Below are 11,930 nucleotides of genomic sequence, written 5' to 3' on the forward strand. Positions count from 1 at the left end.
TGCGGAACTGCAGCTTGGAAACTCCATGAACATCCTGATCGTCGGCGGCACCGGCATGATCGGCGGGCACGCCGCCCTCCACCTCGTCGCGCAGGGCCACGAGGTGGTCCTCGGTGCTCGCAAGCCACCGGCCCCCGAAACGCCGATCGCCGGGCTGCCATGCCTGTTGCGTGACTACACGCGCGATGCCTTCCTGCCGGAGGATCTCGCTCCGTTCGACGGGATCGTGTTCGCGGCCGGCAACGACATCCGCCACCTGCGCTCCGGTGTCGACGAAAATGCCTTCTGGGCCGACACGCAAATCGAGGGCGTGCCTCGCTTCGTGAAGCGGGCCCGGGAGGCGGGGGTCTCGCGCGTGGTCCATATCGGCAGCTACTATCATCAGGCCATGCCCCGGCTCGCCGCGACGAACGCCTATGTGCGCGCCCGCCAGCTTGCGGACGAGGGCGCACGGGCCCTGGCCACCGCGCAGTTCAACGTCTCCACTCTCAATCCGCCTTCCATCGTGGGCATGCTGCCGGGAGTGCCGGCGAGGCGGTACGAGAACCTCCTCGCCTGGGCGAGCGGCAACCGTCCCGACATTCCGCTCTTCGCCCCACCCGGCGGGACCAACTACATGTCCGTGCGGTCTCTGTGCGAGGCGATCGCGGGTGCCCTGCATCACGCCGAATCCGGCCGGGCCTATCTCGTTGGCGACGAGAACCTGAGCTTCAGGGACTTCTTCCAGATGTTCTTCGATGCCGCCGGCTCGTCGGTTCGGCTCGAGACCCGGGACGAGGAGCACCCGTTTCTGCCAGACGCGTTCATCGTGCCGGGCCGCGGCAGCGTTCTGGCCTACGAGCCGGAGCCGGCCGAGACTGCCAGACTAGGCTATGGTCGCCGCGACGTGCGCCGAGCCGTGGGCGAGATCGTCGCCCAGGTCGGCGCCCAGGTCGGCGCCGCCACCGGCGCTGTCCGTCAATCGCCCGGGAGATGAACGACATGGTATCGAGGCTGGACGGGAAAGTGGCCTTCATCACGGGCGGAACCGGCGGGATCGGCGAGGTCGCCTGTCGTCGCTTTGCGGCCGAAGGCGCCCGCGTGGCGGTCGCCGGTCGCCGGCGGGCAGAGGGCGAGGCCATCGCCGCATCCATTCTCGCATCGGGCGGTTCGGCGATCTTCGTCCACACCGACGTCACGGACGAAGCTTCCGTCGAGGCAGCGCTGCAGAACACGGTAGCCACCTTCGGTCGGCTCGACATCCTCTACAACAATGCCGGGGGATCGTCCCCGAAGGACGGCCCCGTCACGAAGACGCCATCCGACGTGTTCTGGCAGACCATCCGCCTCGACCTGTTCGGGACCTGGAACTGCTGCCACTACGGAATCCCGCACCTGATCCGTGCGGGCGGCGGAAGCGTGATCAATACATCCTCGATCATGGGCGCCATGGGCGTTCCCAACCGCGACGCCTATTCCGCGGCGAAGGGCGGCGTGATCAGCCTCACGCGCTCGATGGCCGTGGAGTACGCTGCGGACAAGATCCGGGTGAACTGCATCGTTCCCGGCGCCGTCGCCACGGAGCGCGTGCTGAATTTCTTCGCGACCGAGCCCCATCTCGAGGCCCAGAAACGTGCCTATCTGCTCGGGCTGAGCGAGCCCGAGGACGTGGCCAGCGCGGCCGTCTTCCTCGCCTCGGACGAGTCCCGCCGAACCACCGGCCAGATGGTCTGCGTCGACAGCGGCATCCTGATTTCCTGAGAGGGGCGGGGTAGCCGTTTCGATAAGTGTCAGTCCAGTTCGCGCGCCCCCCTCAGCCGTCATGCCCGGGCTTGGCCCGGGCATCCACGACTTTGCTGGGGCCATCCTCAAGTCGTGGATGGCCGGGCCAAGCCCGGCCATGACGCGGAGAGGGTGGTGCAGGCTGGACTGGTGAATGATCGCAGTCACGTGCCGCAACCCTCTGCTACACCCCCGTTAGTCCTTTCAGACGATGCCGCTGCGGGACGTGTTGCTTACCCGTTTCAGGATCGGGCCTCTCGTGGTGCGAAGGCCTGGAACACTCGGAGATCGACCTTGCGGGAAGCCGTGATCGTTTCGGTCGCGCGTACGCCTATCGGAAAGGCGTTCCGCGGCGCATTCAATGATACCGAGGCGCCGGCATTGTCTGGCCATGTGGCACGCGAGGCCCTCGCGCGTGCCGGCGTCGAGCCCGCGGCGGTCGAGGACGTGGTGATGGGCTGCTCTGCCCAGCAGGGCACCCAGGGCTACAACATCGGGCGTCTCACCGCCGCGTCGGCCGGCATGCCGACGTCGGTGTCCGGCATGACGGTGGACCGCATGTGTTCTTCGGGCCTGATGGCGATCGCGATCGGGGCGCGGCAGATCGCCCACGACGGCATGCAGGTCGTGGTTGCGGGCGGGGTGGAATCCATCAGCCTGACCCAGAACAAGCACAAGAACGTCTATCGCAATCGCTCCGAGACGGTCGTGCGGGCATGGCCCCACATGTACATGACGATGATCGAGACAGCCGAGATCGTCGCGCGCAAATACGGCATCAGCCGCGAGGCCCAGGACCGGTTCTCGGTCGAAAGCCAGCTGCGGACGGCCGCGGCCCATGCGGCCGGCCGTTTCAGCCAGGAACTCGCGCCCATGACGTCGCGCAAGGCGATCGTCGACCGGGAGACCAACGAGACGCGCTACGAGGACGTGACGCTGGCGCAGGACGAGGGGTTCAGGGCCGACACGACGCTCGAGGGCCTGGCCAAGTTGAAGCCGGTCTTTGCCGATGGCGAAGTCGTCAAGACCGGTGAATTCATCACGGCGGGGAATGCGTCGCAGCTGTCGGACGGTGCGGCAGCGCTCGTCCTGATGGAGGCGGGCGAGGCGTCCCGCCGGAGCCTGCAGCCGCTGGGTGCGTTTCGCGGGATGGCGGTGGCCGGCTGCCCGCCGGAGGAGATGGGCATAGGGCCCGTGTTCGCCGTTCCCAAGCTGCTGCGCCAGCATGGCCTGAGCGTGCAGGACATCGACCTGTGGGAGCTCAACGAAGCGTTCGCCAGCCAGGCTCTCTACTGCCGCGACACGCTGGGCATCGATCCCGCGAAGCTGAACGTCGATGGGGGCGCGATCGCCATAGGGCATCCGTTCGGGATGACCGGCGCCCGCACGGCGGCGCACGTTTTGGTCGAGGGGCGCCGGCGCAAGGCGCGCTATGGCGTCGTGACCATGTGCGTGGGCGGGGGCATGGGAGCCGCCGGCCTGTTCGAGATCTATTCCTGAGGTGGTCGGAGCGATGGTCAGTAGCCCGCCGTTCAATCCCGTCCTGGGACCGTCGACCCAGCTCGGCTTCGTGGTTCGGGACCTCGATGCCGCCGTCCGGCATTGGCTGGAGATGGGCATCGGCCCCTGGCTCTTCCTCGACAAGGGCACGGGCAGGCCGCCCAATCCTTCGTTCTTCCGGGGCGAGACCGTCCGTGTCGAGACCCGGCTCGCCTTCGGCTATGTCGGCGACGTGCAGATCGAGCTGATCCAGCAGGTCAACGACGCACCGTCGCCCTATCGGGAGTTCCTCGACGCGGGGCATGAGGGCCTGCAGCACCTTGGCTACTGGGTCCATGACCACGATGAGGCGTGCCGTCGCGTGGAGGCGGCCGGCTATGTCAGCGAATTCGTGATCCCGGTGCCGGGGGAGGTCAAACCCATCGTCTACTATCGCTCGCCGACGCTCTTCGGGCCGATGCTCGAGCTATCGCCGCCGCGCTGGAAGGCGGCCCGCCAGGCCGTCTTCGACCGCATTGCCGCGTGGAGCGGTGGCGATCCGCTGATCCGCTACGACACCTATGCGGATTTCCTCGCCGACAAGAAGCCGATGCAGGGCTGAAGGGTCAGGTCAGCTTCTTCTCGAGCCAGTCGATCTGTTCGCGCATCGATTGAAGGGCGGCCCTGACGCCCGTTTCGTCGGTCACGGCACTGTCGCGGGCCGTCAGGCCGTGCATGGCGAAATCCGCGATGATCTCGCCGATCTCCTGCGGGCTCAGGGCTCCATGGGGCGAATACCAGCGTGACGTCCAGTTGGCCATGCCGATCACCGCGAACGCCGCGATCTTGGGATCCGTTGGGCGGAACTCGCCGCGGGCAATCCCGTCCGAGATGCAGCGGACGTAGAAGTCGTAGATGTCCCGGCGACCCTGGTTGTAGAGGGGGCCGAGTTCCTCCGGGATCTGCGCCTCCAGCCTGGACAGCAGCAGGAAGCGCGATCCGGAGGTGAGGCGACGCTTGATGCCGTCGACGATGGCCAGGCGCAGGCGCTGGCTCGGCGTCAGGTCCCGCTGCTCGATCAACTCCTGCAACTGGTGCGACGGTTCGAGCGCCTCGGCCTCGACGAGCGCGGCGAGGATCTCTTCCTTGTTGCGGAAGTAGTGATACACGGCCGAGCGTCCCAGGCCGATGGCGCTCGCAATGTCGTTGATGCTGGTCTGCGCGTAGCCCTTGCTGTCGAAGAGCTGCGCGGCGATGTCGATCAACTGCTCGCGGACGAGCTCCTTGCGCGGATTGGAGCCGTTGCGGGCCTCCGTGCCACGATGCAGGACCTCGGGCGCCTCCACGGAGGATGGCGCGTTATCCAGGATAGTCTCCGGACGATTCACGACCTGTCCTTCCCGTCTTTCGCGCGGCAGCGCGGCGATCCACGACCACGTTGGCGCGGTGACCTACAACATCCTGACAACGCCGACCAACGGCCATCGCTCGGCATCCTGCTGCGCTTCATGACAACTGCCCCGAAAACGTCAAGCCCAGCTTTTGCTGACGACCCTTGAGCACGGTCGCAAAACAGTGAGCCACAGTCTCGAACGTCCAGTCCCCCTCGATCACCGGAGCCGCGATCGTGGGGTGGGTGACGAACGACAACTGGCGCCCCGCGATCCGCACGACCTGCCCGTGGACCTGGTCGGCCTCGTCGGAGAGGAGGTAGCACGCCACCGGCGCGTTGATGCCGGGGTCCGGCAGCTTGGTGTAGCGGACGTCGCGGCTGGCCGACTGCATGGCCATGAGATGGGCGTTCTGCTTGGCCATGGCCGTCTCGGCCAGCGGCGACAGGGCATTCACCCGTACTCCCGAGTCGCGAAGCTCCATGGCCATGCTGAAGGTGAATGCCGCAACGCCGGCCTTGGTCGCGCCATAGGCGCCGAGCCCGATGTCGCCGGCCTGGGAGCCCGACGCGACGTTCACGATGCTGCCGCGCCCCGGCTGCCTCATGCGAATGGCGGCCGCGCGCGCGCAGGCGATGGTGCCGACCAGGTTGATCTCGACCATGCGACGGACATCCCTCTCGGTGATGTCGGCGATCAGGGCGGGCCGGAGGATGCCGGCATTGTTGATCAAGCCGTCCAGGCCACCGAAATGATCGATGCACGAGTCCATCAAGGTCTCGGCAAAGTCCCAGTTCGAGATATCGCCCGCATGGGCGATGGCCTGTCCCCCGGCGGCTACGATCGTTTCGGCGGTCCCGTTTGCGGCCTGCGGATCGATGTCGTTCACGATCACCGCGGCACCCAGCGATGCCGCGTGGCTCGCATAGGCGGCGCCGAGGCCGCCGCCGGCCCCCGTGATCACGATCCTCTTGCCGGACAGGGGCTTCATCGCTCACTCCTCGTCGTCGGCGAGCGACAGGATGTCCCGCCCAGCCCGGTTACCGTCCAGGAGGCGATTGACGCGGCTCTGGACCCGCCAGCCCTTGTCGGAACGGACGAACGACCAGTGGTTGGCGCTGGCCCGAAGCACGATCCAGCGACCCTCGTCGTGCACGTAGACGCGCGAATAGCCCGTGGCCCGTGCGTGGTCACCGTCGACGACAACGACGGGAAGGCTCATGACGTGGGCGCAGCCGCTCTCCACATAGGAGACGTGCGGCTCCCGGTCGACGAGCGCCCCGATGTCGGCGCTGCCCGACAGGGGCGTCGCGCCGAAATCGTAGGTACCGTCGTCCGTCCACAAGGCGCCGGTCGCAGCGGCTCGTCGTGAATCCACCGCGGGACCATAGCGCGCAATCAGGTCGTAGATCGCCAGACGGTCTTCCGCCACGCCCAGCCGACGCTCGATGCTGGCGAGTCGCGCTTCGATGGTGGATGCTTGCGTCACGGTCGGACCCTCTCGACGACGAGCATTGCCGATGGCCGGAGGTTCTCCATCGTTCATTTGTAGGATGCCGCCGCATTTTGAGCCGCCCCCATGGCACCGGCGCCTCATCCCTCGATTGGACGATGTCGAGGGCCTTGAACCCGTGGGATCGATGGTGTGTCCCGACCGTGGCCCACGAATGAGGTGGACGGTCAGAGAGGTACCCAGCCCGAGATGAGCCTCGTTCTGTCGGAAGACCAGGTGATGATCCGTGACGAGGCGGCCCGGCTCTTTGCCGAGATGGCCGACTCGGCGCGCATCCGCGAGGTCCTCAGCCACGACCTGGGGCACGATGCCCAGCTCTGGGCCAGGGTGGCCGGTGACCTCGGCTGGTGCTCGCTGACCGTTCCGGAACAGTCTCGCGGCCTCGGCCTCGGCGCCGTCGAAACCGTCATCCTGATGGAAGCGGCGGGGCGTCGTCTGGCCCCGGTCCCGCTCTGGTCGACGGCCGCCTTCGCCGTGGCGTTGCTGGCCCACGTCTCGACGCCTGAAGCGTGCGAGACGTGGCTGCCCCGTATCGCGGCCGGTGAAACCATCGCGGCGGTTGCCGCGCCCGGGATTTCCGATGCCTCCGGGCTCATGGGCATCGCGGCCGAGACCGAAAACGAGGGCTATCGGTTGTCGGGTCGTGTGGGGCCCTTGATCGACGCACCCGTGGCGGACCTCCTTCTCGTCATTGCACGCATGGGCACAGGGCGTGCCTTGTTCGCACTGCGACCTGGACAGGGCGTCGAGGTTCGCAGAGTCCGCAGTCTCGACGGCACCCGTTCCTACGGCGAACTCGATCTGTCGCACGTCCCGGCGATGGCGCGGATCGATCGGGGCGACCTCTCGGAGGACGACTGGACCAAGGTCGTCGCGACGGCGCAACTCGCCCTGGCCGCCGAAGAGGTCGGGGCTGCCCGCGGGGCCATGGACGTCACGCTCGCGTACATCGCCGACCGGGTGCAGTTCGGCCGGACCATCGCCTCCTTCCAGGCCATCAAGCATCGGTGCGCCCGCCTGGAGATCGATCTCGCCGAAGCCCGGGCTATGGTCTACGGGGCCGCCGCGAACGCCGTCTCCGCATCGCCGCAGGAACGGCTTCTCGAAGCCCTTGGGGCGCGGGCGCTTGCAACCGACCTCGCCTTCCGGGCCGCCGAGGAGGCGATCCAACTGCATGGCGGCGTCGGGTTCACCTGGGAGTACGACCCGCACCTCTACTTCAAGCGGGCCCAGGCCAGCGCCATGCTGCTGGGCCGGCAGGACGAGCATCTCTCCACCATCGCCGACATCGTCTTGCGCGCGGGAGTGGGGTCATGAGCCAGGATCCCGTCGCGGCCCTCAGGGCCGAGGTCCGCCACTGGATGGAGACCCACCTCGTCGGGCGCTTCCTGCCGTTGAAGCATCGCGGCCACGCCGGCGACGGTGACGCCTTGCCGGAGCTTCGCAAGGAGTGGGAGCGCGAACTCGCCGCCGGCCGGTGGACGTGCCCGGGCTGGCCGGAGGCATGGGGCGGCCGCGGCCTTTCCGTCGCGGAGCAGGTCGCGTTCCAGGAGGAGTACGCCCGGGCCGGCGGGCCCGGGCGCCTGGGTCACATCGGGGAAGGCCTGGTGGGGCCCACGCTGCTGGCTTTCGGCACCGAGGACCAGCAAAGACGCTTCCTGCCGGGCATCCGTGCCGGAACCGATTTCTGGTGCCAGGGCTACTCCGAACCTTCGGCCGGATCCGACCTCGCCAGCCTGTCAACCCGCGCCCGGCTCGATGCCGCGACCGGCGACTGGGTCGTCCACGGACAGAAGGTCTGGACGTCGCTCGCGCATCTTTCCGACTGGATCTTCGTCCTGGCACGGTGCGAGGAGGGATCGGTCGGGCGGAAGGGCCTGATCTTCCTGCTGATGCGGCTCGACCAGCCGGGCGTGGAGATCCAACCGATCCGCCAGATCGGCGGGGGCACCGAGTTCAACGCGGTGTTCTTCGACGGGGCGCGGGCGAAGGCGCGCGACGTCGTCGGCCAACCGGGAGAGGGGTGGTCCATCGGCATGGCCCTCCTGGGGTTCGAGCGCGGAATCAGCACGCTGGGCCAGCAGATGGCCTTCGCACAGGAGCTCGACCTCGTCTGCGAGATCGCCCGCGAAACGGGTGCCGACCGGTCGCCCGTCATCCGCCAGCGGATCGCGCGCGCCTGGGTGGGCTTGCGGGCCATGCGCTACCTCGCCATGCGGGTGCTCGCCGAGGGCACCGACGCCGAGGCCCGCATCGAGGCCCTCGGCTACAAGTACCACTGGTCCAACTGGCATCGCGATCTCGGCCGCCTGGCGATGGACGTCATGGGCCCCGTCGCGACGATCGAGGACGCCGACCCGCGGCGGGACCGGCTGAGGCAACTGTTCCTCTTCAGCCGCGCGGACACGATCTACGGCGGCACCAACGAGATCCAGCTCAACATCCTCGCCGAGCAGGGCCTGGGAATGCCCCGCGAGCCGCGCGGAACGGGAGGTCGCTGATGGGCATCGTGCCGGCGACGATGGAGGAGCTGACCGCCCGCGAGGCCCTGCACCGCCTCGTGGTCACCTATTCGCGGGCCGTCGACCGGCGGGACTTCGGGTTGCTGCGCAGCCTCTACGACGACGAGGCTTACGAGAAACACGGCGACATGTTCCAGGGCGGCCCGGACGAGTATGTCGCCTTCGTCCGCCGGGCGGTCTCGGCCTATGACACGACCGTTCACTACGTTGTGCACGCGCTGTTCGAGGTCAGGGGCGACGAGGCCGAGGGTGAGGTTCACAAGCTGAACTACCACCGCACCGGCGGCGACGCGCCCCATGAGATCGTCACGGGCAGCCGGAGCCTCGACCGCTACCGCAAGGCCGGCGGAGCGTGGCGATTCCTGAGCCGTTCGATCACGCTCGACTGGGCCGTGAAACGCGAGGTCTCGGCGCAGGCGTACCAGGACTTCGCGGCCGGAAGCCCGCCAGGGCGAGCGGGGCCCGACGACCTGTCCTACCACGCCCTGCGGTGGTTCGGCCGGGCAAACCCCACGGAATGAAACGAAGGAGCGACCGCGATGGCGAGCGAGGCAGAGTTCAAGGGCAAGGTCGCCGTGGTCACGGGCGCCGGCAACGGGATCGGGCGGGCCTGTGCGCTCGCTTACGCCCGGGAGGGGGCCGATCTCGGCATCCTGGACCGCGAGGCCGATGCGCTCGCCGAGACGGCTGACATGCTCCGCTCCGCAGGCGCTCGCGTGACGTCGGTGGTCGGCGACATGACGGACCTAGACCGGGTGGTCTCCGCCTTCGCCAATGTCCGTGAAACGCTCGGACCCGTCGACATCCTGCTCAACAACATCGGCCAGACCGCACGCGAGAACTATTCGGAGTTCTGGCTGGCGAAGCCGGAGACGCTGCGCTTCGTCGTCGACGTCTCCCTCATGACGACGTTGATGTGTTCGCGCCAGGTCGTGGAGGCGATGCGGGAGCGGCGGACGGGCAAGATCGTCTCGATCTCCTCGGACTCGGCCATGAACGGCGACATCGGCTGCGTCGACTACGCCGCGGCCAAGTCCGGCGTGCTGGGCTTCACCCGCGCGCTGGCCCGCGAACTGGGACCGTTCGGCGTCAACGTCAATGCCGTCTGTCCCGGGCCAACGAAGACGCGGGCCATGCAGCGCATCCCGAAGGACTCCTACGAGCGGGCCCGCAACGCCATCCCCATGGGAGAACTCTGCGATCCGGAGGACATCGCGAACGCGGTCGTCTTCCTGTCGAGCGACAAGGCGCGCTTCATCACCGGGCAGACACTGATGGTCAACGGCGGCAGGGTCTTCTACTGACCGGCCGTACCTCATTCGGACGATGTTGGCCCCCTGCGATGGGGCCAAGGGACAGGGCATGACGTTACGGGCGCAGGGCCGATGACCGCAGAACTCCACACGCTTCTGTGCGACAGGCTGGGCTGTCGCTATCCGATCGTCCAGACCGCCATGGGCTGGGTGGCGGACGCGAGGCTGACGGCTGCGACCTGCAACGCCGGCGGCTTCGGATTCTACGCGGGTGCGACCACCGAGCCCGGGGAGGTCGAGAAGGAACTGCTGGCGATCAAGGCGCTCACGGATCGCCCCTTCGGCGTCAACTTCCACATGTTCCAGCCGAACGCCGAGGAGGTGATCGCCGGGGTGATCAAGCACGGGGTCCGCGCCGTGAGCTATGGCCGCGGGCCGGACGCCAAGGTGATCCGCCGGTTGAAGGATGCAGGCGTCGTCTGCATGCCCACCGTCGGCGCCGTGAAGCACGCGGTCAAGGCCGTCGAACTCGGGGCGGACATCGTGACCGTCCAGGGAGGAGAGGGCGGCGGCCACACGGGCGCCGTGCCGACGACCATTCTTCTCCCGCAGGTTCTGGACGCGGTGAAGGTCCCGGTCGTGGCGGCCGGCGGCATGTTCGACGGTCGCGGCCTGGCCGCGGCGCTGGCCTACGGGGCCGTCGGCATCGCGATGGGAACGCGCTTCCTCATGACCACCGATTCACCCGTTCCGAGGTCTGCCCTCGACCGCTATCTCGCGACCAAGGATCCTACGGTCATCCGCGTGACGACCGCCGTCGACGGACTGCCCCAGCGCTTCATCGAGAACGACGAGATCCGGCGACTGGAGGGCATGTCGATGCCGGCGCGCCTTGCGATGAGCATCGCGTATGCCCGACGCTGGGGGCGCCAGTCGGGCCTTGGCGCGCTGGACATGGCCAAGCTGGCCGTGAAGGTGCTCTCGAACGGCGACACGACGTTTGCCCAGACGGTGATGGCCCCGAACCTTCCCACCCTCGTGCAGCGTGGCGTCGTGTCCGGCGATCCGGACCACGGGCTGCTCCCGGGCGGACAGGCCGCGGCCATGATCGACCGCCTCGAGAGCTGTGAGGACCTGGTCTCGCGCATCGTTCGCGAGGCCGTGGGACGCCTTTCGGCGGTGTCGTCGCTGGCGCCGGTGGCTTGAGGGAGAACGGGCATGGCCAAGCAATTCTGGACCGCCATCGAGAACGGCATCGCGGAACTCGTGATCGAGAACCCACCGGTCAATGCGCTCGACAGCATCGGCTGGCGCAGCTTCTCGGAAGAAATCGACGCGCTGCAGAGGCATCCGGACGTACGGGTCATCGTCATCCGTGCCGAGGGCCGTGGCTTCTGCGCCGGCGTCGACATCAAGGAACTGCAGCGGCACCCCGAGAGAATTCCCGAGGTGAATGCCGGAAACTGGGAGACTTTCCGGGCCATCCACCGCGGCCTGAAACCCGTCATCGTCGCGGCCCACGGCTATATCCTGGGCGGCGGCATCGGGATCTGCGGCTCGGCGGACGTCATCGTCTGCTCGCCCGATGCGACCTTCGGCGTCCCCGAGGTCGACCGGGGCGCACTCGGGGCCGGCGCCCACCTTCAGCGGCTGTTCCCGGTCCAGAAAGTCCGGCAGATGTACTTCACCGGCGAGCCCATCGACGCGGCCGAGGCGCACCGGCTCGGGGCGGTCGAGAAGGTCGTCCCGCGCGACGAGCTCCGTGCCGCCGCAATGGCCATCGCCGCGAAGATCGCGTCGAAGAGCGCGACCATCATCCGCCTCGCCAAGGAGGCCCTGAACGGCATCGAGGACGGCGACCTCGAGCACAAGTACCGCTGGGAACAGGGCTTCACGGCGCAAGCCTATCTCACCGCAGAGTCCCAAGAGGCGCGGGACGCCTTCGTGGCCAAGCGCGACGCCGACTTCGACAAGGCAAAGGGCGCCCGCTGAGGGCGGCAACGGGAGATCG

The 11,930-nt window shown here is 67.9% G+C and carries 13 protein-coding genes; 10 read left to right on the top strand and 3 right to left on the bottom strand.

Annotated elements, in window-relative coordinates:
- Positions 1–25 precede the first annotated feature (25 nt).
- The 4 genes from Q0Q47_RS14550 (at position 26) to Q0Q47_RS14565 (ending at position 3,862) form a co-directional block, all read left to right on the top strand.
- The gene (locus Q0Q47_RS14550; protein WP_293861012.1) at positions 26–976 is read left to right on the top strand and encodes an NAD(P)-dependent oxidoreductase; all 951 of its coding nucleotides are present in this window, start codon (positions 26–28) and stop codon (positions 974–976) included.
- 5 nt (positions 977–981) lie between these two features.
- Positions 982–1,740 carry an SDR family NAD(P)-dependent oxidoreductase gene (locus Q0Q47_RS14555; RefSeq protein ID WP_293861015.1) on the top strand — a complete coding sequence of 253 codons (759 nt, stop codon included), beginning with the start codon at positions 982–984 and terminating at the stop codon, positions 1,738–1,740.
- Between the two features lie 315 nt (positions 1,741–2,055).
- Positions 2,056–3,261 (top strand): acetyl-CoA C-acyltransferase, encoded by a 1,206-nt coding sequence (locus Q0Q47_RS14560; RefSeq protein ID WP_293861126.1) that lies wholly within the window; start codon positions 2,056–2,058, stop codon positions 3,259–3,261.
- 13 nt (positions 3,262–3,274) lie between these two features.
- Entirely contained in the window at positions 3,275–3,862 is a 588-nt protein-coding gene (locus tag Q0Q47_RS14565) for a VOC family protein (protein ID WP_293861018.1), read from the top strand.
- Between the two features lie 4 nt (positions 3,863–3,866).
- Here Q0Q47_RS14565 and Q0Q47_RS14570 read toward each other — a convergent pair whose 3' ends face one another.
- The 3 genes from Q0Q47_RS14570 to Q0Q47_RS14580 form a co-directional block, all read right to left on the bottom strand.
- Entirely contained in the window at positions 3,867–4,586 is a 720-nt protein-coding gene (locus Q0Q47_RS14570; protein WP_293861021.1) for a TetR/AcrR family transcriptional regulator, read from the bottom strand.
- Between the two features lie 160 nt (positions 4,587–4,746).
- Positions 4,747–5,622, bottom strand: coding sequence for an SDR family NAD(P)-dependent oxidoreductase (locus tag Q0Q47_RS14575; protein ID WP_293861024.1), 876 nt, complete (start codon positions 5,620–5,622; stop codon positions 4,747–4,749).
- 3 nt (positions 5,623–5,625) lie between these two features.
- Complete coding sequence (locus Q0Q47_RS14580) at positions 5,626–6,120, bottom strand: nuclear transport factor 2 family protein (protein WP_293861027.1); 495 nt, start codon at positions 6,118–6,120, stop codon at positions 5,626–5,628.
- Between the two features lie 213 nt (positions 6,121–6,333).
- Between Q0Q47_RS14580 and Q0Q47_RS14585 the strand changes: the two genes are divergently transcribed.
- From Q0Q47_RS14585 to Q0Q47_RS14610, 6 genes are all read left to right on the top strand, one after another.
- Positions 6,334–7,461: an acyl-CoA dehydrogenase family protein gene (locus tag Q0Q47_RS14585; protein ID WP_293861129.1), complete on the top strand. Its 1,128-nt coding sequence runs from the start codon at positions 6,334–6,336 to the stop codon at positions 7,459–7,461.
- Complete coding sequence (locus tag Q0Q47_RS14590; RefSeq protein WP_293861030.1) at positions 7,458–8,645, top strand: acyl-CoA dehydrogenase family protein; 1,188 nt, start codon at positions 7,458–7,460, stop codon at positions 8,643–8,645. The genes Q0Q47_RS14585 and Q0Q47_RS14590 overlap by 4 nt, the downstream gene beginning before the upstream one ends.
- Positions 8,645–9,187: a nuclear transport factor 2 family protein gene (locus tag Q0Q47_RS14595; RefSeq protein ID WP_293861033.1), complete on the top strand. Its 543-nt coding sequence runs from the start codon at positions 8,645–8,647 to the stop codon at positions 9,185–9,187. The genes Q0Q47_RS14590 and Q0Q47_RS14595 overlap by 1 nt, the downstream gene beginning before the upstream one ends.
- Positions 9,188–9,205: 18 nt before the next feature.
- Entirely contained in the window at positions 9,206–9,970 is a 765-nt protein-coding gene (locus tag Q0Q47_RS14600; RefSeq protein ID WP_293861036.1) for an SDR family oxidoreductase, read from the top strand.
- 81 nt (positions 9,971–10,051) lie between these two features.
- Positions 10,052–11,125: a nitronate monooxygenase family protein gene (locus tag Q0Q47_RS14605; RefSeq protein ID WP_293861039.1), complete on the top strand. Its 1,074-nt coding sequence runs from the start codon at positions 10,052–10,054 to the stop codon at positions 11,123–11,125.
- A 12-nt stretch (positions 11,126–11,137) separates the two neighbouring features.
- Entirely contained in the window at positions 11,138–11,911 is a 774-nt protein-coding gene (locus Q0Q47_RS14610) for an enoyl-CoA hydratase family protein (protein ID WP_293861042.1), read from the top strand.
- The last annotated feature ends 19 nt before the right edge of the window (positions 11,912–11,930 follow it).

Source organism: uncultured Alsobacter sp., assembly GCF_945952055.1.
Taxonomy (GTDB): Bacteria; Pseudomonadota; Alphaproteobacteria; order Rhizobiales; family Beijerinckiaceae; genus Alsobacter.

Excerpts from the sequence above, each read along its gene's own strand:
- Q0Q47_RS14555 (WP_293861015.1), top strand. The coding sequence starts at position 982 with ATGGTATCGAGGCTGGACGGGAAAGTGGCCTTCATCACGGGCGGAACC.
- Q0Q47_RS14590 (WP_293861030.1), top strand. The coding sequence starts at position 7,458 with ATGAGCCAGGATCCCGTCGCGGCCCTCAGGGCCGAGGTCCGCCACTGG.
- Q0Q47_RS14565 (WP_293861018.1), top strand. The coding sequence starts at position 3,275 with ATGGTCAGTAGCCCGCCGTTCAATCCCGTCCTGGGACCGTCGACCCAG.
- Q0Q47_RS14600 (WP_293861036.1), top strand. The coding sequence starts at position 9,206 with ATGGCGAGCGAGGCAGAGTTCAAGGGCAAGGTCGCCGTGGTCACGGGC.
- Q0Q47_RS14575 (WP_293861024.1), bottom strand. The coding sequence starts at position 5,622 with ATGAAGCCCCTGTCCGGCAAGAGGATCGTGATCACGGGGGCCGGCGGC.
- Q0Q47_RS14605 (WP_293861039.1), top strand. The coding sequence starts at position 10,052 with ATGACCGCAGAACTCCACACGCTTCTGTGCGACAGGCTGGGCTGTCGC.
- Q0Q47_RS14595 (WP_293861033.1), top strand. The coding sequence starts at position 8,645 with ATGGGCATCGTGCCGGCGACGATGGAGGAGCTGACCGCCCGCGAGGCC.
- Q0Q47_RS14585 (WP_293861129.1), top strand. The coding sequence starts at position 6,334 with ATGAGCCTCGTTCTGTCGGAAGACCAGGTGATGATCCGTGACGAGGCG.
- Q0Q47_RS14610 (WP_293861042.1), top strand. The coding sequence starts at position 11,138 with ATGGCCAAGCAATTCTGGACCGCCATCGAGAACGGCATCGCGGAACTC.
- Q0Q47_RS14550 (WP_293861012.1), top strand. The coding sequence starts at position 26 with ATGAACATCCTGATCGTCGGCGGCACCGGCATGATCGGCGGGCACGCC.